Genomic DNA, 25681 nt, shown 5'->3' on the forward strand with positions numbered 1-25681 from the left:
CAGGACAGGTCGTTGGATACGCTTCTCTCCGGACAACTGCTCTTTGCCGCGCTGGTCTCGGGTTCGCTCTATGCGCTGATCGCGCTTGGGCTGAACCTAGTCTACGGCACGCTGCGGCTGCTGAACATCGCTCACGGCGATCTCGTGATGATCGGCGCTTACACGGCCTTCTGGCTGTTCACGCTGCTGTCGATCCCGCCGGTCGTCTCCTTCTTCGTCGCCGCAGCGCTGTGCGCGCTGCTGGGCTGGGCGGTCTACGAGGGCATGTTCCGCCGTCTGCTGGCCAACCCGGGCCTTGCCAAGCGGGTCGAGGCGAATTCGCTGATCCTGTTCTACGGCATCTCGGTGATCCTCCAGAACCTGACGGCGCTCGCCTTCACCTCGTCCTCGCGGGGCTACCAGTACCTCGACACGGTCATCACCTGGCAGGGGGTGAGCATGACGGGCAACCGGCTCCTGTCGCTGGGCGTGGCCGGGGGCATCTGCATCGCCGCGCTGCTGTTCCTGCGCTTTCACCTCTTCGGCTGGGAGCTGCGCGCGGTGATCCAGCGGCGCGAGGCGGCGCAGATCGTGGGGGTGAACCTGAACCGGGTCCAGCCGATCATCATCTGCGCGGGCTTTGCCATCGCGGGCATCGCGGGGGTGCTGGTGTCGATGACCGAACAGATCACGCCCTTCATGGGCTTTCCCTTCACCATCATCGCCTTCGTGGTGATCATCATCGGCGGTCTCGGCAACATCGGGGCGGGGGTGCTGGCGGGGCTGAGCCTTGGCCTGATCGAGACCTACGGCGTGGCGCTGACCTCGCCCGGTTACCGCTCGATCCTGATCTACGGCCTGTTCGTCGCTGTACTGCTGATCCGGCCCGAGGGCATCTTTACCAAGGCGGTGCGTTCATGAAGGCGCTCGACATCATCTTTGGCCTCGCGCTAGCCATCGGCGGCCTGCTGGTGCCGCTGTCGGGCGATGCCTACCTGATGGGGCTGGTGTTCCAGCTCGCCATGTGGATCGCGCTGGCGCAGAGCTGGTCCATGCTCTCCTCGACCACGGGCTATCTCTCGCTGGGCCATGCGGTGTTCTACGGGATCGGCGCCTATGTCTGCGTGCTGCTGACCGGGGTTGTGCCCTTCGGCGTTGCGCTGGCGGCGGGCGCGGCGGCTTCGGCGGTGTTTGCCGGACTGATCGGCCTGCCGGTGCTGCGGGTGCAGGGACCGTACTTCGTGATCCTGACCTACGGGCTGGCCGAACTGGTGCGCAACGTGGTGATGCGGATCGAATCCGCGCTCGGCAGCTTTGGCCGGATGATCTTCATGGTGCCGAGTTTCGAGGTGCTGGTCTGGTGCATGGTCGCCCTTGGCATCCTCGCCACCCTCGGTGCCGCCGCCGTGCGCCATTCGGCGCTTGGGGCCGGGCTGGCCGCCATCCGCGAGAACGAGGTCGCTGCCGAAACGGTCGGGGTTCCGGTGGCACGGCTTAAGCTGCTGGCCTTCGTGGCCTCGGCGACCATTCCCGGCGCTGTCGGAGGGCTGGCCCTGCTGCGGACCGGCTATTTCGAACCGGCGCAGGCCTTTGACCCGGTGATCTCCTTCACCATCGTGACCATGGCGCTGGTCGGCGGCACCGAGACGGTGCGCGGCCCGGTTCTGGGCGCCCTGGGCTTTACGCTGCTGTCCGAGGCGCTGTGGTCGAGCCTGCCGCAACTCTACATGATTGTGCTGGGCCTGACGCTCATCGCCTTCATCCTGTTTGTTCCCCGGGGCCTGTCGGGCCTTGCGGATCGCGCGCTGGGGAGGGGCTGATGGCATTTCTGGACGTCAGGGGCGTGAGCAAGCGGTTCGGCGGGCTGATGGCGCTGAACAATGTCGACATGAGCGTGGAGAAGGGCGAGATCTTTGGCCTGATGGGCGCCAATGGCGCGGGCAAGACCACGCTGTTCTCGGTCATCGCGGGGCATGTCGCGCCAACTACGGGCGAGGTGCATTTCAACGGTCGGCGGATCACCGGGCTGTCCCCGAGCCGGATCTGCCGCGCGGGGATCTGCCGGACCTTTCAGATCGTCAGGCCCTTTGCCGGGCTGAGCGTGGAAGAGAACGTGCGGGTCGCAGCGATCTACGGCAGCGGGCGTGGCCGGTCCCGCGCAAGCCGCGACACCCTGGTGAACGAGGCGCTGGAGTCGGTCGGGCTGACCCGGCAGCGGGCCGGGCTGGCGGGTGGTCTGACGCTCTCGGGCCAGAAGCGGCTGGAGATCGCCCGGGCGCTGGCCACCGGTGCGGACCTCGTGATGCTGGACGAGGTGATGGCGGGGCTCAACCCCACCGAGATCGGCGAGATGCTGGAAACGCTGGCCGAGCTGCGCCGCAGCCGGGGCATCACCTTTGTCATCGTGGAGCATGTGATCGGCGCGCTGATGACGCTCTCGGACCGGATCCTCGTGCTGCATCACGGCGAGCGGATCGCCTTTGGCACGCCCGAGGAGATCGGGCGCAACAAGCATGTCGAGGAGGTCTACTTCGGATGACCGATACGCTTCTCACGGTGCATGGGCTGAACACCGGCTATGGCGCGGTGCAGGTGTTGTTCGACGTCGCCTTCGGGGTCCGCGCCGGAACCGTCACCACGCTGGTCGGGGCCAATGGCGCGGGCAAGAGCACCATCATGAAGACCCTCGCGGGACTGGTCGCGCCGCGCGCGGGCAGCCTGCTGTATGACGGGCGCGAGATCGTGGGGCTGGCCAGCCACGAGCGCGTGGATGCCGGGCTCTGCCTGATCCCCGAGGGCAGGCTGGTGTTCCCGGGCATGACGGTCGAGCAGAACCTGCGGCTGGGGGCTGTTTCGCCCAAGGCGCGCTCGGGGCACGAGGAAATGCTGGCCGAGGTCTACCGCCGCTTTCCGCGCCTTCAGGAGCGGCGGCGGCAGCTGGCCGGGCTGATGTCCGGGGGCGAACAGCAGATGCTGGCGCTGGGGCGAGGCCTGATGGCACGGCCCCGGCTGATCCTGATGGACGAACCGACGCTGGGGCTTGCCCCGGTCATGGTGAAGCAGGTGTTCGAGATCATCCGCGAATTGCGCGACGCCGGGTTCACCATCCTGCTGGCCGAACAGAACGCGCGGGTGGCGCTGGAACTGGCCGACCATGCCTACCTGCTCGAGAACGGGCGGGTCGGGCTGTCGGGGACGGGGCAGGACCTGCTGGAGGCGCCGGAGGTGCGTCGCGCTTACCTCGGGATGTGAGAAGTGGCCTGCAAGAATATGAAAACATGAGATATGTTGCGATTTTCTTTGACGATGTGCAGCCCGGCCAGATCGACGCCGACCTGACCCGTGCGCATTTCGACTACCTTGCCGAATGCGGCGGACGGATCACCGATGCAGGCGGGCTGCGCACCGACCCCACGGCGCCGTTCTGCGGCTCGCTCTGGGTGATCGAGGCCGAGAGCCTTGCCGAGGCGCAGGCGCTGGCCGACGGCGACCCCTATTGCAAGGCGGGCCTGAGGCCCGACTACCGCGTGCTGCAGTGGAACAAGGCTCCGCTGCCTTCAACCAAGTGACAACAGAGAGGACCAAGCGATGACGACTCCAGACGGAACCGAGGTGAAGATCTTCACCCCCGAGACCACCAGCCAGGCCAAGCAGGGGATGCCGCAGTTCTTCGGCGTTTCCGAGAACAGCGTCGGCTCCAAGCACCTGTCGCTGAACCTCACGGCCTTCGGGCCCGGGGGCCGCGCCAAGAGCCATCGCCACAAGGACTACGAGACCGCGATCTACACGGTGTCGGGCAAGATCATCCTGCTGCACGGCCCGAACCTCGAAACCGAGAGCCTGATGGAGCCCGGTAGTTTCTGCTTCATCCCGGCCGAGGTGCCGCATGTCGCCTTCAACCTGTCGATGACCGAGCCTGCCACTGCGCTGACCGCGCGCAACGACCCGCGCGAGCAGGAGAACGTGGTGCTGATGCCGGAACTGGACACGGCAGAGCTGGACGAGCGGATCGCAACCCGTCGCGCGGAGGGCTGAGGCATGAAGGTCATCATCGCGGGCGGCGGGATCGGCGGGCTGAGCCTTGCCCTGTTCCTCCACAAGGCGGGCGTGCCCTGCAAGGTCTTCGAGAAGGTGCCAAAGATTCAGCACCTTGGCGTCGGGATCACCCTGTTGCCCCACGCGGTGAAGGCTTTGGATGAGATCGGGCTGGTTGAGGCGCTGGACCGGCTTGGGGTTCAGACCGACCGGATGATCTTTCGCACTCGCGCGGGGCAGGACGTGTGGAACGCGCCGCGCGGGCTGGCGGCGGGCTACGACGTGCCGCAGATCACCGCGCATCGTGCCGACATCCACGATGTCCTGCTCGACGCGGTGTCCGAACGGCTGCCGGCGGGGACGCTGACGCTCGACGCGGCCTTCGAGAGCGTGGAGGACACCGGGGACGGCGTCCGCGCGACCTTCCGGCGGGAGGATGGCAGCCCGCTGGTCGAGGACGGCGATGTGCTGATCGGGGCGGATGGCATCCATTCGGCGGTGCGGCGGTGGATGAACCCGGACGAGGGCGCACCGCGCTGGTCCGGCCTGATGCTGTGGCGCGGGTCGGTGGACTGGCCGAGCGTCATGGACGGGCACACCATCATCAACTCGGGCGGGATCGACCGAAAGTTCATCTTCTATCCCATCGGGCCGGGCCGCACGGAGGGCACGCAGCTGATGAACTGGGCCTGTGTCGTCCGTCAGGCCGAGCCGGGCGCGCCCGCGCCGGGGCGCGAGGACTGGAACCGCGAGGCCAAGGCCGAGGTGCTGCACCCGATCCTCGAGCACTTCACCGTGCCGGAGACCGACATCCGCGCCATGGTCGATGCGACCGACGTGTTCTGGGACTTTCCCATGTGCGACCGCGATCCGCTGACCAGCTGGACCCGGGGCCGGGTGACCCTGATGGGCGACGCGGCGCACCCGATGTACCCCTTTGGCGCCAACGGTTCGGCGCAGGCGATCCTCGACGCGCGCGCGCTGGGGCGGCTCTGCGGGGACGCGGGCGGGCGGACGCCGGAACAGGTGCTGGCCGCCTACGAGCAGGAACGGCTTGGCCCGGTAAACGAGGTCGTGGCCGGAAACCGCTCGGGCGGGCCGGAACGGGTGATCGACGAGGTGGAGAAGCGGATCGCCGACCTGCCGGGCGAGCGGTTCGACGACCTTGAATCGGTGCTGCCCTTAGCCGAGCGGGACGCCATCGTGAACGGCTATTCTCGCATGGCGGGTTTTGCCAACGAGCAGGTGCGCTGACCGCTTACGCAGAAACGGCGCCGGTCCGGGGAGCAGGTTGCTCTGCGGGCTGGCGCAGGTCGCGCAGTTCGGCTGCATGGATGCCGAGCACGACCAGTCCGGGCCAGATCATGTAGGCCTCGATCTCGAGGTTTTCGCCGAAGGACAGCAGGATGATCGTCATCATTATCGAAAGCGGCAGGCGGCCGCGCGGAGAGCGGGCGGCGTCCAGCAGGGCGATCATGGTCTGCCAGGCCAGCGGCACCAGCAGGGACAGCAGGCCGCTCAGCCCTTTGACGAAGAGCAGCCCCCACCACGTGTGATGGCTGCCGATCATCATGTATTCGACGATATGGGCACCGGGCTGAACGGTGCCGTGGCCGAACCAGAACGCCTCGTTCTCCCAGCGCTCCCCGGCGATGCGCTGCAGCGTTTCGCGGACCCGCGTGCTGTCGGCGCGGGCGCCCTTGAAGGCGGCGACTCCGTCCTGCAGGGCCTGCAGCAGCGCGCTGCCGACAACGGCGAGCGAGGCGGTGGCGGCGGCAAGCGCCTGCCATGCCCAGCCGCGCAGCACCAGCGGCAGCAGGCGGGGCCCCATCGTGCAGGCGACGAGCCCGACCAGACCCATGCGGGATTTCGAGAGCAGGATCATCGCGATCCCTGCCGTGACGCCGATGCTGCGCCAGCGCAGGTTGCGTTCCTCCAGCGCGAAGCAGACCTGAAGAACCCCGAGCAGCGCCGCGAAGGGCGCCCAGGGCGCGTAGAACTGCCAGCGCGGCGTCCAGCTGGCCGGGTCGAAGGTAAAGAGAAAGACGGTGAAGTACTCCGGCCCCGGCCCGCCGATGGCCTTGAGCGGCGAGGTGAAGATGCGCTCGGGCAGTCCGGCGTAGGGGGCGGCGAGGAGGAAGGGTAGCAGTGCCAGCGTCCAAAGGCCGACGACGCATTGCGCCCGCACGAGGATGGCGCGGCGGATCGGCAGCACCGCACCGGCGAGCTGGAAGAGGGCGAGGAGGGCCCAGCCCTTGGCCCAGCCGATGGAGGACTTGATGGTCTGCTTGAGCCCGAGGCCCCAGTCGATATGTCCGATCCAGAGGATCACCAGCAGGGCGGACATGCCAAGAAGCCAAGCCGTGGTGACAGGCGGAATCGCTCCGGTAGCGCGCAGGTCGCGGCGGATGGCGGGCCCGAGGTAGAGCGAGAGCACCGCCAGACCGCCGAGGCACCACGCCAGCACCGGCCCGACCACATAGAGCGCGCCGAGCGCGTAGAAGGGCCAGGTCCAGGTCAGCGCGCGGTAGACCATCGCCTCGGCCGCGTTGGCGGGAGACAGGTCGCGGGGTCGGCTCATTCCGCGGGCACCAAGTTCGCGGGCATCGCCGCGTCGCCCTCGGCCAGCAGGCGCGAGATCAGCGGGCGGCGGAGCCAGGCGAGAAACAGACCCATCAGCAGGAACAAGGTTGCCGCGATACCCGCCGCCAGCGCGAGCTTGCGCTTGGGCGAGGAGGGTTCGTCGGGCAGCGAGGGGTCCTCCAGCACCTGCACCAGCGGGTAGGAGGCGTAGAGATCGGCCTTGCTGGTCTGGGTGCGTGCCATCGCCGAGGCAAAGACGGCTTCGGCCACGGAAAAATCGCGCTGGAGGTCTTCGAGGCGTGCCGCCGGTTCGATCAGGTCGAGGCGGCGCGCCTCGGCCGTTTCAAGGCGCTGGGACATGGTGGCGTATTCGGCGGCGGTGCCCACGCGCTCGGCCTCGAGACGGACAAGCTCGCTAAGCAGGGTGGCGCGGTTGCCGACGTGGCTGAGGTCGAGGGTGTCGAGGTCGTCGGCGCTCAGACCGGTCAGCGCCGTGGCGCGCGCGCGGGCCTGACGGCGGGCCGTGTCGTGACCGGCCAGCGCGGCGCGCACCTCGGGGTGCCGGTCGCCGTATCGGCTGCGCGCCTCCGAGAGCGCGGCGGCCTTCTGCGACATCTCTTCGGCCAGCGCCGCGAACTCGGTGTCGGCGTGCAGCCGCAGGGCCGCCGCGGCAAGCCGGGGATCGGTGTCGAGCGTGGTGCGCAGGGTGGCGACGGCCTCGGTCTTTTCTTCGAGGCTCGCCCCGAGGTCGCGCACCCGTTGGGCCAGTTCGTCGGCCTCGGTGACGAGCGCGTGGTATTGCTCGGCCGAGATCAGCCCGGTCTCGCGTTGCAGGCGGGTGATCTCGTCGCGGGTCGCCAGCACCGACTGGCGGTATTCCTCGATGGCGCTGCGCCCGCTGTCCTGACGCAGCGAGACCTCGTCGCTGCGCAGGGCCGCGATCTCGGTAAAGAAGGCCTTTAGCAGGGCGTCGCCCCGTGCCTTGGCGTCTTCGGGCGAATTGCCGACGATGGAGACGTGGATCAGGCTGGTCTGGTCGACCAGCTGGATGCGGGGCTTGCCGAAGTCCTGCGCGCGCATGTCGACCGTGGCGGCGGCGGCGTCGAGGATGCGGCTTGCTCCCAGCAGGCGCTTGTAAGTCTCGGTCGGGCTGATGGAACTGCTGGAAAAGGGCGAGTTGGCCGAGGAGGAGGCCTGCCCTATGCGGTCGAGATTGACGGAGGCCGCCGCGCCGGAGCCCGGGAGGATAAGGGAGGTGTCGCTGGTGTAGCGCAGCGGCGCGGTCTGCAGGTAGCTGACGATGGGCAGCCAGATGCACAGGGCTCCGAGCGCGAACAGACCCGCGTAGCGCGGCAGGCGGCCCGCGTCGTTCAGCCGACCGCCACGCAGGAGACGCGCGAACGACAGCTCGCGTAGCGGCAGGCGTAGCAGCCGTGGCAAGTATGGGCGGGGCAGGGTCGGGATGCGGGGCATGGCAAGTCTCCTTGCCATGGTGATACACCGCCGGGCCTTTCGGCGCGCGCTGCCCCACGGATACGTGGGGCACGCGGCGGGGTAGGTTCCTATCCGAGGGGATAGGACGGGGCGAGCCCCGGGTCTGGCCTCAGAACAGGCCCTTGTCGCGCGCGATCATGGCAGCCTGGGTCCGGTTGGAGGCGCCGATCTTGCGGTAGAGCGTCTTGACGTGAAGCTTGACCGTGGGTTCGCGGATATCGAGATCGCGGGCGATCTCCTTGTTCGACTTGCCCTCGGTCAGGCCCTGAAGCACCTCGAACTCGCGCTGAGAGAGCAGTTCGGCGAGCGGGTGCTGGGGCTCGTCGTCCTCGGCGCGCATAAAGTCGAGCGGGGCATATTGCTCGCCCATCGCCATGAAGCGGACGGCGTTGATCAGGGACTTGGCCGACAGTGTCTTGGGCAGGAACCCGGCGGCGCCCGAGGCGAGGGCCTGTTCGGCAACCTCGCGGTTGGCGGTGCCCGAGATGATGGCAACCCGGTGGTTGCCCTCCATCGCCATGATCCGTTCGAGCCCGGTCAGCCCCTCCATCCCGGGCATGGAGAAGTCGAGCAGCACCAGATCGAAGGCGTCCGCCGCGACCAGGTTGGCGGCGGTGGGGTAGTCCGGCGCGGTGACGGTCTCGAAACCGCCCTCGCTCTGCAGGTAGAGGACAAGAGTGTCCCGTAGAAGATCATGATCGTCGGCGATCAGAATTCGCATTTCACTCCCCTTTGGAGTCACAGCCCCGGCGGCAATGCTAGGACGTAGTGACGGGGCAAGTCCAATTTCCATTCGTTCCATTTCATCCCCTCAGAATCGCTGTTGATCAAGGCGGGGACCACAATAGGCGCGAAGAGCGTGGCAAAAACAGGGCGCGGAGGGACTGCGCCCATGTCCGAAAGGATAGGTCACCGGTCAGAGTGACACGGCGGGCCAACCCGTCCGTCTGGCCCGCCCGTTCCGGTGTGCCCGAGGCGCTCCGAATGAGGCTCCGGACTCTCCTCCCGCGTCGTTGAGACGGTGCGGCTGCCTGCTTCAAGGTCATGGAAACGCAACCAAAAAAGGGATTGCACCCATGACCTACATGAACCAGATCGAGGCCGTCGCACCGGCCATCTTCACACCGGACATGCCTCACGCCGCACAGACTGGCGAGGACCGTTTCGACCACGTCCGACTATTCGGACTGCCGGTTGTCAGCGCCACGACCGGTGCCGTGATCCGTCGCCTGCTGGTGCCCGGGCGCGCCAGCCGGGTGGCCTTTCTGAACGCCCATTGTGCCAACGTCATGAGCCGCGACGCCGCCTATCGTGACGCGCTCTGCAGCGCCGACATGATCCTGCCCGACGGAATCGGGGTGGAGCTGGCGGCCCGGATGCGGGGCGAGGAGATCCGCGAGAACCTGAACGGCACCGATTTCGTTCCCGCGCTGCTGGCCGAGGCGGCCCGGCGCGGTCTGGGGGTCTACCTGCTGGGTGGACGCCCCGGCGTGGCCGAGCGCGCCGCGCGCAGCCTGTGCCTGGCCACCCCGGGCCTGCGTGTGGTCGGGACCTGCGACGGTTTCGAGGGGGCGGCACGGACCAGCCGCGTCCTCTCGCGGATCAACGCGGCGCGGCCCGACATCGTGCTGGTGGCAATGGGAGTGCCGCGGCAGGACGTGTGGCTCGCTCGCAATGCGCGCCATCTCGACGCCCGTATCACGCTGGGGGTCGGGGCGCTCTTCGACTTCCTTGCGGGTGAGGTGCGCCGGGCTCCGCGTCTGGTCCGCAAGGCCCGCAGCGAGTGGCTATGGCGGCTGGCGATGGAGCCGCGCCGGATGGCGGGACGCTACCTGCTGGGCAATGCCAGCTTTCTCCTACGCGCGGCTGCCGACGCCTTTCACTCGCGCGATCGACTTGCGGTTGCCCGCCGTGCCATCGACGTGATCCTCTCGAGTCTCGCCCTTCTGAGCCTGATGCCGCTGTTCCTGCTGCTCGCCGCCGCGATCCGGCTGGAAAGCCCCGGGCCGGTCCTATTCCGTCAGACCCGCATCGGGCGCGACGGCCGCCCCTTCACCATGCTGAAGTTCCGTTCGATGTACAGCGACGCCGAGGTGCGCCGGGCGGCGCTGCTGTCGCAGTCGGACCGCGAGGGCGTCTGCTTCAAGGCGCGCAACGATCCCCGGATCACCCGCGTCGGCAGGTTCCTGCGGCGCTACTCCATCGATGAGATGCCCCAGATCCTGAACGTGCTGCGTGGCGAGATGGCCATCGTCGGCCCACGCCCGGCGCTGCCCGAAGAGGTCGCAGCCTATCCCGAACGCGCGCTTGGCCGTCTTGCCGTCAAGCCCGGGCTGACCGGCATCTGGCAGGTCTCCGGCCGGGCCGAGATCGGCTTTGACAAGATGATCGACATGGACCTCGCCTATGTGAACGCGCGCTCCATCCTGCTGGACATCGTGCTGGTGTTCATGACCTTCCGCGCCGTCGTCGGCGGTCGCGGCGCCTATTGATCCCTGACATGAGGAACAGACCGATGAGCCATGTAAAGATTGCCGTTTTTCCCGTTGCCGGTCTTGGCACCCGGTTCCTGCCCGCGACCAAGTCGGTGCCCAAGGAGATGCTGCCGCTGATCGACCGTCCGCTGATCGAATACGCGATGGACGAGGCGCGCGAGGCGGGGATCGAGGAATTCGTCTTTGTGACCTCGGGCGGCAAGAGCGCGCTGGAGAACCACTTTGGCGCGGCGCCGGAGCTGGAGCGGCGCCTGCGGAGCGGTGGCAAGACCGACGCCCTGGCCGCCATCGAACGGAGCCGACTGCCCGAGGGCGCGCTGAGCTTCGTGCGGCAGGAGGTGCCGCGCGGGCTGGGGCACGCGGTGGGGCTGGCCCGTCGGCTGGTGGGCAATCGGCCCTTTGCGGTAATGCTGCCCGACGACGTGATCGACGCGCCGCGCGGCTGCCTGCGCCAGATGGTCGAGGCCCACGCGGTTCACGGCGGCCACATGGTCGCGGCGATGGAGGTGCCGCAGGAGGCGGTGCGGGCCTATGGCATTCTCGACGTGGCCGAAGAGACCGCGCGGCTGGCCCGTGCTCGGGGGCTGGTGGAAAAGCCCGACCCGGCGCTGGCGCCCTCGCGGCTGGCGGTGGTCGGGCGCTACCTGCTGGAGCCGTCGATCTTCGACCGGCTGGCAAACGCCGTGCCGGGCGCAGGGGGCGAGATCCAGCTGACGGATGCGATCAACGCCGATGCCAGGCGCGTGCCGGTGCACGGGTTGCGGTTCGAGGGGGAACGGTTCGATTGCGGGTCGGTGCCGGGCTACCTGGAGGCGACGGTGGCCTTCGCGTTGAAGCGTGCCGACCTCGGTTCAGACCTTGCGCGCACGCTCCGGCAACGTCTGGCGGGTGCACCGCGGGCGGCGGCCTGATCTCTATCCGATCGGATAGGTCGGCGAGTCCGATGCCCCGATGACGCGGGACCGGAACCTGTGCAATAGTTCATGGCAAGCCAACCGGAGTATGCCGAATGACCTTGCTTTCCCGTACCCTGCAGGCCGCTGCCTGTCTCGCCCTCTTGCTGCCGCTGCCGCTTGCCGCGCAGGATCTGCCTGTGCCCGAGGGCGAACCGGTGCTGACTGTCAGCGGGGCCATCGGGCAGACGAACGCGGGGGACACCGCCGTTTTCGACATGGCGATGCTGGAGGGCATGGAGCCGGTGACCATCGAGACCTCGACCATCTGGACCGAGGGCGTGCAATCCTTCACCGGTGTTCCGCTGCATGTGCTGATGGATGCGGTGGGCGCGACCGGCGAGGTCCTGAGCGCGAAGGCGATCAACGACTATGCCGTCGATATTCCGATTGCGGACTGGAGCGAGGGCGGCGCCATCGTTGCCTTTCTCAACAACGGCGAGCCGATGTCGACGCGGGACAAGGGGCCGCTATGGGTGGTCTACCCCTATGACTCGCGGACCGAGTACCAGTCCGAGGTGATCTATTCCCGCAGCATCTGGCAGCTTGACCGGATTACCGTGAAGTGAGCCGGACCCGCGGATGAGCACGACGCCGCCGGACAAGGCCCGCCGGTCGATCTGGACCCGGACATCGGCGATCATCCTGCTGCTGGCCTTTTGCATGGGCACGGTGGCGGGGATGGCGTGGGTCGTCCTGCGCCAGATCGACGAGCTGAGCACGGCGAACTCGGACAATTTGCAATGGAGCCTGGCCCAGGCCGATGTCGAGGTGCTGCAGCTGGAACTGGCGCTGCGCAAGGCCATTGCCGACCCGGCGCAGCTGGGCGAAGTACGGCGGCGGTTCGACGTGTTCTACAGCCGCATCGGCACGCTGGAACGGGGTGACGTGTTCCGGACGCTGCGGAGCGCGCCCGACTTCTCGGAACCGCATGGCGCGGTGCGCGCGTTTCTTGACGATACCGTCCCGCTGATCGACGGCGACGATGCTCAGCTGATCGCGGCGCTGCCCGATCTGGCGGCGCAGGTCGCGGACCTCGCGGGCACCGTGCGGGAGCTCTCGCTCTTCGGTCTGGCGACCTTTGCCCGGGTGTCCGACAGCCAGCGCTCGGAGATCACCGGCACGCTGATCCGGCTCTCGATCATCCTCGCCGGGCTGCTCGCCGGTCTGTCGCTGCTGACCTATTCCTTTCGGCGTCTCTACCGCACGGCGGAACGCCATGCCCACGTGGCCCGTAGCTCCGAGGCGCGGGTCCGGGCCATTGTCGAGGCGGCGGTGGATGCGATCATCGTCTGTGACGAGGCGGGCGCCATCGTTGACATGAACGAGGCCGCGCGACGGCTGTTCGGCTACACCCGGGAACAGGCGCTTGGGCGGCGGGCGCTCGACCTCTACTTCCCGGAGGTGAACCACGACGAGTTGAGGGCCGGGCCGCTGCGCGTGTTCGACAACGGGCGCCGCCCCGCGCCGGAGGAACGGCTGTTCGAGACGCTGGGCACCGATGCCTCGGGGCGGGTGTTCCCGGTCGAGGTGTCGATGGACCGGACCGACGACGATGCCGAGGTGATCTACGTCGCGCATATCCGCGATATCTCGCACCGCAAGGCGGCAGAGGAGGACCTGACCGAGGCGCGCGACAAGGCGCTGGCGGGCGAGCGGGCAAAGGCCGAGTTCCTTGCGCTGATGAGCCACGAGATGCGGACCCCGCTGAACGGGTTGCTTGGGACCATGCAGCTGATGCGCGATCATTCCCTGACGGAGCGGCAGACCGACCTGCTGGACCACATGCAGTCCTCGGGGCGGCTTCTGCTGGGGCTGGTGAACGACGTTCTGGACCTCGAGAAGTTCGAGGCGGGCAAGCTGACGGCCGAGAGCCGCCCGTTCTCGGTCTCGCGGTTGCTGGATGCGGTCGTCGAGACGACGGCAGCCCTCGCCACGCAGGGCGGCAACGAGATTGCCTGGAGCTGGCTCGGGACACCGGAGGACCGGGTGCTGGGCGATACCCGCCGCCTGCGGCAGGTGCTGCTGAACCTTGTGGGCAACGCGATCAAGTTCACCCGGGCCGGTTCGATCGATATCGAGGTCGAGCGGCTGGGCGGGGCTGGTGAGATGGTCGAGTTCCGGGTGGTCGATACCGGCGTCGGGATCGCACCGGAGCATCTGGAGCGGATCTTCAACGACTTCGAGACGCTCGATTCCTCATATGCGCGGCGCGCGGGAGGCACCGGGCTGGGGCTTGGCATCGCGCGGCGGCTAGTCGGGTTGATGGGCGGGACCATCGGGGTCGAGAGCGAGCCGGGGGCTGGCAGCCTGTTCTGGATCCGCGTGCCGTTGCCCCGGGTGGATCAGGTGCCGTCGGGCGCGGATGCTCCGGCCACCCTTGTGACCGAGACGGCGGCGGGGGAACCGCTGGAGGTGCTGCTGGTCGAGGACAACGAGATCAACCGCTTCGTGGCCCGCGCCATGCTGGAGAGCGATGGTCACGTGGTGACCGAGGCCGTGAACGGGCAGGCCGGGGTGGAATGGGCGGAGGCGCGGGCCTTTGACGTGATCCTGATGGACGTCTCGATGCCGGTGATGGACGGGCAGGAGGCGACGCGGAGAATCCGGGCGGGCGCCGGGCCTTCTGCGGGGACGCCGATCATCGCCGTCACCGCCCATGCGCTGCCGGAAGAGGTCGCGCGGTTCCGCGAGGCGGGCATGGATGACTGCATCAGCAAGCCGATCGACCGCGCCGCACTGGTCACGCTGCTGCGCGGGATCCGGGGTGCTGAGGCGAACGAGGGGGAGCCGGTGCGGGACGACGCCTCGCCCGTGCTGGATGAGGCGCAACTGGCCGATCTGCTCGATACCCTTGGGCCAGAGGCGACCGGGCGGCTGATCAGCCGCTGCTTGACCGAGGTTGACGCCAGTATCGCGCGGCTGGCCGGGACCGATCCGGGCGACGCAGAACTGTCGGCGGCCGCGCACAAATGCGCGGGCTCCTGTGCCTCCTTCGGGCTGGTGCGGTTGCGCGAGGCGCTGGGGCGTATCGAGACCGGTGCGAATTCCGGTGGGGTCACGTCCGGGGACCTTGGGCAGCTTGGCGAGCTCTGGCAGGAGGGCCGCGCGGCGCTGCTGGCGTGGCAGGCGCGCAGCCAAGCCTAGTTGTTGATCAGCGTTCCGAGCGTGAAGACCCCGATCAGCTTGCCGATCTCGCCGATGTTGGTGACGCTGCTGTCGTAGCAGGCGATGGAGTCGCCCGGCAGCAGGTAGGGGTCGTAGTCGTCCCGGTCGGCGCGGGTGCGCATCTCTTCGACCTTGCGTTCGATCACCACCGAGTTGCCGGTGAGCGGATTGCGCGAGAACAGCGCGGCCGATCGGTTGGCGCTGGTCGCCCGGGGGCCGCCGACGCAGTTGGCGTCGATCACGGCCTGCATGTAGCGCGTGCCGTAGGGCACCTCGCGCACCACCTGTCCGATGGCCGAGGTGGCGTTGCTGCTGGCGGGTTGCGTCAGGTTCGAGAGGTAGAGCGAGATCCCCGGCGGGCTGAGCGGGCCGGGTTTCATCAGCTCGTCCTGGAAGCATTGCCGGGAGGGGACGTAGACCTCGTCGCCCGTCATCAGCATCACGTCCTCGAAGCCGCGCCCCTCGACCGCGCCGCGCAGGTCGAGCGTGTAGTTGGTGCCCGCGCGGGTGATGCGCACTGCGGAGAGGTCGGCGTCGGGGCGGATGCCGCCTGCGCCGCGCAGCGCCACCGAGAGGTTGCGCCCCTCGGTCGAAGCGCCGATCGCAGCCTGCCGCCGGTTGTCCACGGTGTCGCCCGCGATGCCGCCGATATCCATGCTCTGCGGTTCGAAGACGGCGCCGGACACACCGACGCGCGCCGGGGCGAAATCCATCACCAGCAGCGAAACCTCGGGCGTGTCGGCATAGTAGCCGCCCGAGACCAGCGCGCTGCGGATCGCTGCCTTGACCTGATCGGCTGACCGGCCCTGGGCCGGGATAGGCGGCAGGAAGGGCAGCTTGAGAAACCCGTCGCGCGACACCACGAACTCGCCGGTGAAGGTCGCGTCGTCCGGTAGCCGCAGATCGACGAGGTCGCCGCGTGACAGCAGCTCGCCGCGCAGGGCACCGGGCACGTAGCCCGACCCCTTGCCGCCGGTGCTGCCCGATTGCTGGGTGCAGCGCGCGGAATTCATGTAAGCGGAGCGCAGGACAGGATTTTCCGCCACCGGGTGCGGCAGGTCGCGGTACTGGGCCTGATAGGAGTCCCCGCGCGAGACCGGTTCCATGTTGGCAGGCGTTCCCCCCGAACAGGAGGCGAGGACAAGCAGCGAGAGCGCGCTCGCCACCACGGTCGTCCGGTTGCCTGTCATGTGGGGTGCTCCGGTCAAGGGCCACCTCTTTCCGCTCGTTTCCGACATTTGTAACCACCGCAACCCGGGCGCGTCTACCGCGACGGCGGATGCGCCACCTATCCGAACGGATAGGACTCCTGATCCGTTGCGCCTTTGCACTGTCCCGGCGCGCTGACGACGGGAAGGGAGCGGGCGGGCTATGCAGAGGGTGGCCGCAACAGGCCACCACTCACGAAGGCACAGTCATGATCACGATCCAGCGACTAGGACCCTTTTTCCGGCACCTGATGGCGTATTGCCTGTCAGAGGTCGCGGCGAAGGCATCCCGTCTGGTCGTGGTCATGGCTGTCGCTCGTTCGATGGACCTCGTTTCGATCGGGATCGCGGCCACTGCGCTGGCGGCGGCCGATATTCTCAAGGCGCTGGCCGAGACCGGCGCCGGTCAACGCATCATCGCGGCGCCCGAGGACGGGCTGGCTGCCGCCTGCCGCACCGCCAGCCGAATCTTCTGGGCATGGTGCGTGGGCCTCTTCGTGCTACAGGTCGGCGTCGCGGCGGTGATCTGGCTGGTCAGCGGCAATGCGCTGCTGTTCCTGCTGGTCGCCCTGTTGGCAGGCGAATACCTCTTCATGCCTGCCGGGCTGGTGCAATGCGCGCTGGCGATGCGGGCGGGCAAGCTGAAGCAGACCGCCGCCATCGCCGCCGGGCAGGTGGTGGGGGCCAACGTGATCTCCGCGGTCATGGCGCTGGCCTTTCCCGGACCTATCGCGCTTGTGCTGCCGAGACTGCTCTCCGCGCCGATCTGGCTGGTCGCCATGCGCCGCCTGCACCCGTGGCGCGCCGACCGCAGCGTGCGCCCCGCGCCGCTGGCACCGTTCCTGCGCTATGGCTGGGCGGTGCTTGGAGTCGAGGTGGTCAAGGCTCTGCGGTTTCAGGCGGACAAGCTGGTGATCGGCGCCATCGGCGGGGCCGAGATGCTGGGCCTCTACTTCATGGCGTTCAATGCCGGGCTGGGGCTGGCCAATTCCTTTGCGCAGGCATTCTCTACCGCGCTGTTCCCGCACCTCTGCGCCGCCGGTGACCGCGGGCGCGCTCTGCGTCAGGCGCTGGGGATGAGCACGGTGCTGATTTCGGGCGCCGTGGTCCTTCAGGCGCTGGCGGCGCCGATCTACGTGCCGCTGCTGTTCGGCGCGGGCTGGGAGGGGCTGTCGGGTGTCGTCTCGATCCTCTGTCTTGCGGCGATCCCGGGCGTGGTCTGGTCGGGCGCGGCGCAGTGGCTGCGCGCTCACGACCGCCCCCAGCTTGAACTGGTCGTCACCCTGGCGATGACGCTGGCGTTGGTGGCCAATACGGCGCTGCTGGCCCCGCACGGTCTGGTCGCCATCGCATGGGGCTATCTGGCCGTCGCTGCCATCACACAGCTCGGGGCGGCGGTTCCGACCCTCGCGCCTGCCTTCCGCAAACCTCTGGCCGGGAGCGTCTGACATGCCGCGCTTTTCCATCGTCATGCCCTGTTTCAACGCGGCGGCGACCCTGCCGGAGACACTGGCGAGCCTGCGCGCGCAGACCTTCTCCGACTGGGAACTGCTCTGCGTCGACGACGGCTCCAGCGATGCAACGCTCGACCTGATCCAGGCCGAGGCCCGACGGGATACCCGCGTTAGGGTGCTGCGCAATCCGGGGAAGGGCCCGAGTGCCGCGCGCAACCTCGCCCTGCCGGAAGCCCGGGGTGACATCCTCGCCTTCTGCGATGCCGACGACCTCTGGGAGCCGGAAAAGCTTGCCTGCCTCGTGGCGGCCTTTGCCGAACCCTCGGTCGCTGCGGTATTCGCCCAGATCGCTTTCTTCGACGGCACGCGGTCGTCCTCTGTATCGACGGTGCCGGCGGGTGATCTGACGGTGCCGATGTTGCTGGCGGAAAACCCGGTCTGCACCATGTCGAACCTTGCCGTGCGGCACGAGGTGTTTTCGCAGACTGGCGGTTTCGATACCCGTCTCGTCCACAACGAAGACCTCGAATGGCTGATCCGGCTGGTCGCCACGGGGCACCGCGTGGTCGGGCTCGACCGATGCCTCGTGCGCTATCGCACCAGCGTCTCTGGCCTGTCCTCCGACCTTGGGCGGATGCGGGCAGGGCGGCGGGCGGCGCTGGCCACCGCCGAGCGCTTCGGCTTCCGCGCCGATCCGCGCGCCGAGGCGATCTATTGCCGTTACCTCGCGCGGCGTGCGCTGCGGGTCGGTGCGCCGGGTGTCGAGGCGCTGCGGTTCGTCCTGACCGGGCTGATCCTCAGCCCTGCCGGGTTTCTGTCCGATCTGCGCCGGGGTGGTCTGACCGTGGCGGCGGCGCTCTGTGCGCCACTGCTGCCGGGCCGCCTGCGCCAGTTTCTGTTTGCCGGTTGAAAGGAGCCATCCCATGCCCAGAGCAACGATCGTCGTCCCCGCCTACAATGTCGCCGCGACCCTGGGTGACACGCTGGCGAGCCTATGCGCCCAGACGTTCCGGGAACTCGAGATCGTGGTGATCGACGATGGTTCGACCGACCGCAGCGTCGCGGTGGCGCGCAGCCTTGGCGACCCGCGCATCCGGGTGGTGCAGCAGCCCAACCGCGGGCTTGCCGGGGCGCGCAACTCGGGCATTGCCCACGCCCGGGGCGAATTCATCGGGTTCTGCGATGCCGACGACCTGTGGCGGCCCGAGAAGCTGGAGGCGCATGTGCGCCACCTTGTGGCCAACCCGACCGTGGGGGTCAGCTTCTCCGGCTCCGAGATGATCGACGAGGCGGGCCGGTCCACCGGCCTTGCCCAGCGGCCCCGGCTGCGCGGTATCACGGCGGCCCACGTGTTCCGCCGCAACCCCATCGGCAACGGATCGGCCGTGGTGCTGCGCCGCGCGGCACTGGACGCAATCGCCTGGCGGCCCGAGGGAGAGACGCTGCGGGACTGGTGGTTCGACGAGCGGTTCCGGCAGTCCGAGGACATCGAGTGCTGGCTGCGCATCGCGCTGACCACCGACTGGGAGATCGAGGGCGTTCCGGGGCTGCTGACGCGCTATCGCATCGCGGGCGGCGGGCTCTCGGCCGGGATCGCGCGCCAGTATGCCTCGTGGGAGCGGCTGGTGGAGAAGCTCGCGCCGCTCGCGCCGGAGTTCTTCGCGCGGCACACCCCGGCGGCACGGGCCTACCAGCTGCGTTATCTCGCGCGCCGGTCGGTGAGTTCGGGCTATGGACCCGAGGCGCTGCGGCTGGCGCGCGCCTCGCTCGGTGCTTCGCTGCGTCCGCTGGCGGAGGAGCCGCTGAAGACCGTGACGACCCTTGCTGCCGCTGCGGTGCTGGCCCGCGTCGGGCCCGGGCCCGTGGCTGCGCTGCGCCGGCTTGCTGCCGGACGGACCTGAGAACCGAACCAAGGAGACCTGCCATGTTTCGCATCGTTCACCTGATCGACGACACCCAGCCGGGCGGCGTCATGCGCTACCTCGACTTCCTCGCGAATGATCCGGTGCTGGCCCGCGAGGCCCGGCACGAGGTGGTGACCGTATCGCGGACCCGTCCGGTGCCCGGCGCGGTGGCGGCCGACCTCATCGTCTCGCACCTCACGGTGACGTGGCGGGGGCTGCCGGGGCTGATGCTGCTGCGCGCGACCCATCCCGGGGTGCCGCTGATCCATGTGGAGCACAGCTATTGCGCCGGGTTCGCGGCGGCCAACGTCAGCGCGCCGCGCCGGTTCCACACCTTGTTGCGCAGTGCCTATGCGCTGTTCGACCGGGTCGTCGCGGTGAGCGCCGCGCAGGGGGCCTGGCTGCGGCAGCGTGGGCTGGTCCAGCCCGGTGCACTCTCGGTCATCCAGCCCTGCGTGACGCTCGATGCCTTTCGCGCGGTTCCCGCGCCGCAGGGGCCTGCGCTGGTGATCGGGGCGGTCGGGCGCTTTGATCGGCAGAAGGGGTTCGACCTGCTGATCGAGGCCTTTCGCGGGTTGCGTCACGAGGCGGTCGAGCTGCACCTGTTCGGCGACGGGCCGGAGCGGGCGCGGCTGGAGTATCTTGCCCGGGGCGATCTTGGCATCCGGTTCCGGGGCTTTGCCGCCGACCCGGCGGCCGCCATCGCGGCCTGTGACGTCATCGCCATGCCCTCGCGGTGGGAACCCTACGGGCTGGTCGCCATCGAGGCGCTGGCCGCCGGCCGCCGTCTGCTGGTCTCGGGCGCGGACGGGCTGACGGACCACGTGGTGCACGGGGCCGAGGTGGTGCGCGAGGGGTCGGTCCGGGGCTGGACCGCTGCGCTGGCGGGGGTCGTGGGGCAGGAGCCCCGGCCGCTTGAACCGCTGCAGGCCGAGACGGCGACGCGCGTCGGCTGGTCGCGGCTGCTGCGCTCGGTTGGCGAGCGGGTGGCGGAGGCCGCCTAGGCTGCGTACTCTCAGTGAAAATCGCGGCTGGGGAACAGCCGCTTGGCCTGCTCGCGCGGATGCATCGCGCGGGCGGGCTGGCGCGCGGGGCGGGGGGCGTCATCGACCTCGGCCTTGGTGATGCCCACGGCCTCGTCCATCGGCGAGCCGAGGTCCGACAGGCGGTAGGAGAGATCCTCCACGTGGTCGGCGATCAGGTGCACGACGATGCCCTCGCGCTCGAGCCGCCCGGTGACGCGCAGCAGCCGCCCACCGATGACGGTGCGGCGGAACTGTTCATAAACTCTTGGCCAGACGACGATATTCGACACGCCGGTTTCATCCTCCAGCGTGATGAAGATGACGCCGGAGGAGGTGCCGGGGCGCTGGCGGGTGATCACCAGCCCGCAGACGGTGGTGCGTTGCAGGGGGGCGGTGGGCAGCTTGTCGTGCGGGGTCAGCCCGGGGATCGAGGGGCGCAGCAGATCCATCGGGTGGGCGCGCAGGGTCAGGCGCAGGGCGACGTAATCCTCCACCACCTCTTCGCCCAGATGCATGGGCGGCAGCACCACCTGCGGTTCGCGCAGGCCCTCGCCGTCGAGCGGGTCGGCGAACAGCGGCAGCGGTTTGGGCGCGCGGATTGCCCGCATCGCCCAGAGCGCGTCGCGCCGGGTGAGGCCGAGCCCGGCAAAGGCATCAGCCTCGGCCAGCCGCTCGAGCGTGGCGGGCTGGATGCCAGCGCGCAGCCACAGGCTCTCGGGGTCGGGATAGCCGTTGCCGCGCGCGGCGACGATCCAGTCGGCATCCTCGGCGCGGAATCCCTTGATCTGGCGGAACCCCAGCCGCAGGGCCAGCGCGCCGTCGGGGCGGCGCTCCAGCCGGTTGTCCCAAGTGCTGTGGTTGACACAGACCGGGCGCACCTCGATCCCGTGATCGCGCAGGTCGCGCACGATCTGGGCGGGGGCGTAGAAACCCATGGGCTGGGAGTTCAGCAGGGCGCAGCCGAAGATCGCCGGGTGGTGACACTTGAGCCATGACGAGACGTAGGTGAGCATGGCAAAGGCGGCGGCGTGGCTCTCGGGAAAGCCATAGTCGGCAAAGCCCTCGATCTGGGAAAAGCACTGTTCGGCGATATCGAGCGGATAGCCGTTCTTCATCATGCCCGCGACAAAGCGGTCGCGGTGCTGGCCGATGGTGCCCATGCGGCGGAAGGAGGCGAGCGAGCGGCGCAGGCGGTCGGCCTCCTCGGCGGAATAGCCGGCGCCGACCACGGCGATCTGCATGGCCTGTTCCTGAAACAGCGGCACGCCCAGCGTCTTGCGGGTGACCTCGGCCAGCGCCGGGCCGAAGGGTTCGGGCTGTTCCAGCCCCTGACGGCGGCGGATGTAGGGTTTGACCATCCCGCCCTGGATCGGGCCGGGGCGGACGATGGCGACCTCGATCACCAGGTCGTAGAAGGTTTCGGGCTTCATCCGGGGGAGGAAGTTCATCTGCGCCCGGCTTTCCACCTGGAACACGCCCACCGCATCGGCCCGCTGCAGCATCTCGTAGGTGGTCGTGTCCTCCTGCGGGACGGTGTCGATGGTCAGCACCTTGCGGTCGTGTTCTTCCAGCAGGTCGAAGGACTTGCGGATGCAGGTCAGCATCCCGAGGCTGAGCACATCGACCTTGAGGATGTTCAGCGCGTCGATGTCGTCCTTGTCCCACTCGATGACGGTGCGGTCCTCCATCGCTGCGTTCTCGATGGGGCAGAGTTCGTCGAGCCGCCCGCGCGTGATGACGAAGCCGCCGACATGCTGGCTGAGGTGGCGGGGAAAGCCGATCAGCTCGCCGATCAGGCGGATGGTCTGGCCCAGCCGCCGGTCTTCGAGGTCGAGCCCCAGTTCGCGCATCCTTTCGGGGTCGGCCCCGCTGCTCGACATGCCCCAGATCTGGCCGGAGAGGCTGGCGGTGACGTCCTGGCTGAGGCCCATGGCCTTGCCGACCTCGCGGATGGCGGCGCGCGAGCGGAAGTGGATCACCGTTGCGCAGAGCCCGGCGCGATGGCGGCCGTATTTCTCGTAGATCCACTGGATGATCTCCTCGCGCCGCTCGTGCTCGAAATCGACGTCGATGTCGGGCGGCTCGCCCCGGTGGCGCGAGATGAAGCGTTCGAAGACCATACCGATCATGTCGGGCGAGACGTCGGTGATGCCGAGCGCCCAGCAGAGGATCGAGTTGGCGGCCGAGCCGCGCCCCTGGCAGAGGATCCCGCGCGAGCGCGCCTCTTGCACGATGTCGTGGACGGTGAGGAAGTAGGCGGCATAGCCGAGTTCACCGATCAGGCTCAGTTCCTTGTTGGCCAGCACGTGGTAGCGCTCGGGGATGCCCGCGGGGCAGCGGCGGTTCAGCCCCTCCCACGCCAGCCGCTCAAGGCGGGCCTGCGGGCTTTCGCCGTCCGAGATCTCGTCGGGGTATTCATAGCTGAGGTCCGAGAGGTCGAAGCTGCAGCGCGCGGCGATTTCGAGGGTGCGGCGGATGGCGCCGGGGTGGTTGCGGAACAGGCGCGCCATGTCGCCGGGGCCCTTGAGGCGGCGTTCGGCGTTGGGTAGGGCGCGGGTGCCGATCTGATCGATGGTCAGGCCTTCGCGCATGCAGGTCAGCACGTCGGCCAGCTGCCGCCGGGATGCGCGGTGCATCAGCACGTCGCCCACCGCGACCATCGGGGCCGAGGTCAGCAGGGCAAGGCGCGCGCAACGGTCGAACCAGGACTGGTCGGAGCCGTCGTAGCGGGGGGCGGCGCCGAGGAAGACATGGCCGGGATAGCGGCGTTGCAGCAGCTGGAGCGGCGCGCGGGCGGTGGACAGATCGTCGGGCGGCAGGGCGATCAGGATCATGCCGCGCGCGCCCTCGGACAGGTCGCGCAGGTCGAGATGGCACTCGGCCTTGCCAGCGCGGCGCTTGCCCAGCGTCAGCAGGCGGGCCAGCCGGTGATAGGCGTCGCGGTCCAGCGGCAGGGCGAGCCATTCGACGGGGCAGTCGCGTAGCACGATGCGGGTGCCGACGATCAGCTTGGGAAACCGCGGCACCTGCGGCAGGGGCAGGTCCTGCGGGGTGCCGACCTCCTGCCGCGAGCAGGCGTCGGTCTGGTGGGTGGAGCGGATGCGCAGGGTGTCCTCCGCCTCGCGACGCAGGGTCTTCAGGGCGCTGTAGGCGCGCACTACCCCGGCCAGCGAGTTGCGGTCGGTCACCGCGATGGCGTCGAGCCCCAGTTCGGCGGCGCGCAGCACCAGTTCCTCGGGGTGCGAGGCGCCGGTGAGGAAGGTGAAGTTGGTGGTGACGCAGAGCTCGGCATAACCGGGCCCGCCCGAGGCGCGCGGCAGGTCCTCGGGGCGCAGCGTTCCGATCGGGGTGCGGTCGCGCTTGCCGCTGTTGGCGGGCGGGCTCATGCGAACTCTCCCTGCACGAACCAGCCGGGGTTCTGCGGGGTGTAGAACAGCCAGAGCCGGCGGCCCTGCCGGGTTTCCACGTGCCAGTAATCGCGCAGGCCGGAGCGCCAGTTGTCGTCCTCCAGCCACCATTCGGGCGCGATCCGTTCCGGGCCGGTGGCGCGCGCGGTGGAGAGTGGCATGCGCCGCCAGCGGAAGCTGCGCGGCGGGCGGTTGCCGGTGCCGGCGATGGGTTCGGGCGGAAACAGGCGCAGGGGGCGCGGCCGGGGGCTGAACCAGCCGGACTCGGGCGCGCTCCATGCCGCAGGGGCGATGAGGAAGCTGCGCTCGGGGATATGGCTGTCGGCAGGCAGGAAGCGTTGGATGTTCTCCAGCCCGATGCGGGTGCCGATGCGGGTGACGAGATCCTGCTGGCGGTCGGGGCCGGAGGGCGCGGCCGAGGCGCTGATCTGCTGCACCGGCAGGGATTCGACGAGCTTGGCCTCCAGCCGCATCTGGTCGATGCCGAATCCGGCGTCGACTTCGCTCACCCCCCGTTCGAAGAGCGGCAGGATGCGGGCCGGGTCGCGCATCGCGGCGGCGAGGCGCAGTTCGACATGGGGGCTGCCCTGGTCGACCCGGCGCAGGGTCAGGACGAGCGTGCGCGCGCCTGCCTCGTTGGCCTTGAGCTTGGCGCAGAGCGCCTCCAGCAGGCGGGCGGTGGCGCCCATCACGTCGTCGACCAGCCCGATGGGCTCGGGGAAGGTGAGGCGGACGCCGTAATGGGGCGGTTCGCGCTCGGGCGAGATGCTCTCGGGCTGGCGGCCGAGGGCCTGATCGAGCCGCATCAGCAGGTCGGGGCCGAGACGGCGGGCGAGCGGCGCGCGCGGCGTGGTGCAGAGGTCGCCGACGGTGCGCAGGCCAAGCCGCTGGAGCGCGGTGACCGTTTCGGACCCGAGGCGCAGGGCGGCGACGGGCAGGGCGGCAAGGGCCTCCTGCGCGGCGCCGGGGGGGGCGATGCCCTCGCCGTGGTGAGCCAGCGCCCAGGCCGCGCCGCGGGTGTCGGCCAGCCCCAGCCGCAGCGACAGCCCGGCCCGGGTGGCGCGCATCCGCATTTCCGAGAGCATGGCGGCCTCGCCGTCCCAGAGGTGGGTGGAGCCGGTCACGTCGAGCACCAGCCCGTCCTCGCCCTCGCAGGCGACCCAGGGGCAGTAGCGGGTGGCCCAGCGGCGCAACGCGGCGAGGAAGCGCGCGTCGAGGTCGGGCCGCGCCGGGCGGCTGACAAGGTCGGGGCAGAACACGCGGGCATCGGCCATGCGCATCCCCCGGTGCAGCCCCTGCCGCTCGGCCCGGGCGTTCAGGCAATGCACCCACTCGGTGTTGGATTGCCGGAGGGTCAGCGCAAAGGGCGCGTCAACCGGGCACGTTCTGAGAGCCCGGTCGCTGGCCAACCGGGGAAACCACATGCAGACGACGCGACGCTGCATCCCATCGAACATGCCAGGCTCCGTTTGTTCCCGATTTGTTCTTAATAATTTCCCAGTGCATCAGAGTCGAGTCTCCCGGTGCGGATTCTGACGGATCGAGGACCGGAGAGGCGCGCCAGCGCGTTTCGGCGGCATTCGATCCCATGCCCTCGGGGATCAGGCATAGGCCGGTGGTGTTTCCCGCCTTGGCGGCCAGTTGCAGCCGCCGTCCTTCGCGCAGATCGAGAGCCCGGGTGCATTCGATCACCACCACGGGGATCGCGCCGTCCTTCAGCGCCTCTTCGGCCACGGCGAGGCTGTCGGTCTGGTCGCGGGTCTGGGCCAGCAGCAGGCGGGACGGGTCGAGGAACGGTGCGAGGCCGAGCGGGTTGAGGGATTCTGTCTGCCAGGATTCGCGAATCCAGAGCACGTCCTGTGCCCCCGCGGCGATGGCCGCGAAGGTTGTGGCGCCCGGCCCGCAGGCCTCGTGGACGCGGGATCGGCGCAGCTGGAAAGGGTCTGGCAGCGATGACATGGGGCTGAAAATACAGC

General features: G+C 69.0%; 22 protein-coding genes. 15 read left to right on the forward strand and 7 right to left on the reverse strand.

The features are described 5' to 3' along the window. Positions 1 to 12: 12 nt before the first annotated feature. From DDT93_RS02685 to DDT93_RS02715, 7 genes are read left to right on the forward strand one after another with little or no spacing between them, the layout of a single operon-like run. A complete protein-coding gene (locus DDT93_RS02685) occupies positions 13 to 900 on the forward strand; it encodes a branched-chain amino acid ABC transporter permease (protein WP_157960078.1) in 888 nt (295 codons plus the stop codon). After that, positions 897 to 1799 carry a branched-chain amino acid ABC transporter permease gene (locus tag DDT93_RS02690; RefSeq protein ID WP_109464241.1) on the forward strand — a complete coding sequence of 301 codons (903 nt, stop codon included), beginning with the start codon at positions 897 to 899 and terminating at the stop codon, positions 1797 to 1799. Before DDT93_RS02685 ends, DDT93_RS02690 begins: the two co-directional genes overlap by 4 nt. Next, entirely contained in the window at positions 1799 to 2518 is a 720-nt protein-coding gene (locus tag DDT93_RS02695; RefSeq protein WP_109464242.1) for an ABC transporter ATP-binding protein, read from the forward strand. Before DDT93_RS02690 ends, DDT93_RS02695 begins: the two co-directional genes overlap by 1 nt. Continuing rightward, positions 2515 to 3231, forward strand: coding sequence for an ABC transporter ATP-binding protein (locus tag DDT93_RS02700; RefSeq protein ID WP_109464243.1), 717 nt, complete (start codon positions 2515 to 2517; stop codon positions 3229 to 3231). Before DDT93_RS02695 ends, DDT93_RS02700 begins: the two co-directional genes overlap by 4 nt. Positions 3232 to 3257: 26 nt before the next feature. Next, on the forward strand, positions 3258 to 3548 hold the full coding sequence (locus DDT93_RS02705; protein WP_109464244.1) for a YciI family protein: 291 nt from the start codon (positions 3258 to 3260) through the stop codon (positions 3546 to 3548). A gap of 19 nt (positions 3549 to 3567) precedes the next feature. Continuing rightward, positions 3568 to 4014 (forward strand): cupin domain-containing protein, encoded by a 447-nt coding sequence (locus tag DDT93_RS02710; RefSeq protein ID WP_109464245.1) that lies wholly within the window; start codon positions 3568 to 3570, stop codon positions 4012 to 4014. Between the two features lie 3 nt (positions 4015 to 4017). Then, on the forward strand, positions 4018 to 5268 hold the full coding sequence (locus DDT93_RS02715) for an FAD-dependent monooxygenase (RefSeq protein ID WP_109464246.1): 1251 nt from the start codon (positions 4018 to 4020) through the stop codon (positions 5266 to 5268). A 4-nt stretch (positions 5269 to 5272) separates the two neighbouring features. Here the strand turns inward: DDT93_RS02715 and DDT93_RS02720 are convergent, their stop codons facing one another. From DDT93_RS02720 to DDT93_RS02730, 3 genes are all read right to left on the reverse strand, one after another. Next, positions 5273 to 6595: a capsular biosynthesis protein gene (locus DDT93_RS02720; RefSeq protein WP_109464247.1), complete on the reverse strand. Its 1323-nt coding sequence runs from the start codon at positions 6593 to 6595 to the stop codon at positions 5273 to 5275. Then, entirely contained in the window at positions 6592 to 8070 is a 1479-nt protein-coding gene (locus tag DDT93_RS02725; protein WP_109464248.1) for a GumC family protein, read from the reverse strand. The genes DDT93_RS02720 and DDT93_RS02725 overlap by 4 nt, the downstream gene beginning before the upstream one ends. A 130-nt stretch (positions 8071 to 8200) precedes the next feature. Further along, positions 8201 to 8812 (reverse strand): response regulator transcription factor, encoded by a 612-nt coding sequence (locus DDT93_RS02730; RefSeq protein WP_109464249.1) that lies wholly within the window; start codon positions 8810 to 8812, stop codon positions 8201 to 8203. A 355-nt stretch (positions 8813 to 9167) separates the two neighbouring features. Here DDT93_RS02730 and DDT93_RS02735 point away from each other — a divergent pair, with 355 nt between their 5' ends. From DDT93_RS02735 to DDT93_RS02750, 4 genes are all read left to right on the forward strand, one after another. Beyond that, positions 9168 to 10583 carry a WecB/TagA/CpsF family glycosyltransferase gene (locus DDT93_RS02735; RefSeq protein WP_408607902.1) on the forward strand — a complete coding sequence of 472 codons (1416 nt, stop codon included), beginning with the start codon at positions 9168 to 9170 and terminating at the stop codon, positions 10581 to 10583. 23 nt (positions 10584 to 10606) lie between these two features. Then, positions 10607 to 11497 carry a UTP--glucose-1-phosphate uridylyltransferase gene (locus DDT93_RS02740; RefSeq protein ID WP_109464250.1) on the forward strand — a complete coding sequence of 297 codons (891 nt, stop codon included), beginning with the start codon at positions 10607 to 10609 and terminating at the stop codon, positions 11495 to 11497. 98 nt (positions 11498 to 11595) lie between these two features. Further along, positions 11596 to 12108, forward strand: coding sequence for an oxidoreductase (locus DDT93_RS02745; RefSeq protein WP_109464251.1), 513 nt, complete (start codon positions 11596 to 11598; stop codon positions 12106 to 12108). 13 nt (positions 12109 to 12121) lie between these two features. Then, positions 12122 to 14686, forward strand: coding sequence for a hybrid sensor histidine kinase/response regulator (locus DDT93_RS02750; protein ID WP_109464252.1), 2565 nt, complete (start codon positions 12122 to 12124; stop codon positions 14684 to 14686). On the opposite strand, the gene DDT93_RS02755 is transcribed toward DDT93_RS02750, so the two are convergent. Next, positions 14683 to 15897, reverse strand: a complete 1215-nt coding sequence (locus DDT93_RS02755; protein ID WP_109464253.1) for a polysaccharide biosynthesis/export family protein — start codon at positions 15895 to 15897, stop codon at positions 14683 to 14685. The genes DDT93_RS02750 and DDT93_RS02755 overlap by 4 nt on opposite strands. 227 nt (positions 15898 to 16124) lie before the next feature. On the opposite strand from DDT93_RS02755, the gene DDT93_RS02760 reads away from it, so the two are divergent. Genes DDT93_RS02760 through DDT93_RS02775 form a run of 4 tightly spaced genes read left to right on the forward strand, consistent with a single transcriptional unit; the run spans position 16125 to position 20277 of the window. Further along, the gene (locus DDT93_RS02760; protein ID WP_109464254.1) at positions 16125 to 17363 is read left to right on the forward strand and encodes an oligosaccharide flippase family protein; all 1239 of its coding nucleotides are present in this window, start codon (positions 16125 to 16127) and stop codon (positions 17361 to 17363) included. Position 17364: 1 nt separating this feature from the next. Next, a complete protein-coding gene (locus DDT93_RS02765; RefSeq protein WP_109464255.1) occupies positions 17365 to 18279 on the forward strand; it encodes a glycosyltransferase family 2 protein in 915 nt (304 codons plus the stop codon). Positions 18280 to 18292: 13 nt separating this feature from the next. Further along, entirely contained in the window at positions 18293 to 19270 is a 978-nt protein-coding gene (locus DDT93_RS02770; protein ID WP_109464256.1) for a glycosyltransferase family 2 protein, read from the forward strand. A 23-nt stretch (positions 19271 to 19293) separates the two neighbouring features. Next, the gene (locus DDT93_RS02775; protein WP_109464257.1) at positions 19294 to 20277 is read left to right on the forward strand and encodes a glycosyltransferase; all 984 of its coding nucleotides are present in this window, start codon (positions 19294 to 19296) and stop codon (positions 20275 to 20277) included. An 11-nt stretch (positions 20278 to 20288) separates the two neighbouring features. Here the strand turns inward: DDT93_RS02775 and DDT93_RS02780 are convergent, their stop codons facing one another. From DDT93_RS02780 to DDT93_RS02790, 3 genes are read right to left on the reverse strand one after another with little or no spacing between them, the layout of a single operon-like run. After that, positions 20289 to 23684, reverse strand: coding sequence for an error-prone DNA polymerase (locus tag DDT93_RS02780; RefSeq protein WP_109464258.1), 3396 nt, complete (start codon positions 23682 to 23684; stop codon positions 20289 to 20291). Continuing rightward, positions 23681 to 25162 carry a Y-family DNA polymerase gene (locus DDT93_RS02785; protein ID WP_109464259.1) on the reverse strand — a complete coding sequence of 494 codons (1482 nt, stop codon included), beginning with the start codon at positions 25160 to 25162 and terminating at the stop codon, positions 23681 to 23683. The genes DDT93_RS02780 and DDT93_RS02785 overlap by 4 nt, the downstream gene beginning before the upstream one ends. Then, entirely contained in the window at positions 25077 to 25664 is a 588-nt protein-coding gene (locus DDT93_RS02790; RefSeq protein ID WP_109464260.1) for an ImuA family protein, read from the reverse strand. The genes DDT93_RS02785 and DDT93_RS02790 overlap by 86 nt, the downstream gene beginning before the upstream one ends. Positions 25665 to 25681 lie beyond the last annotated feature (17 nt).

The sequence above is a fragment of the Albibacillus kandeliae genome, from assembly GCF_003116585.1.
Taxonomy (GTDB): Bacteria; Pseudomonadota; Alphaproteobacteria; order Rhodobacterales; family Rhodobacteraceae; genus Albibacillus; species Albibacillus kandeliae.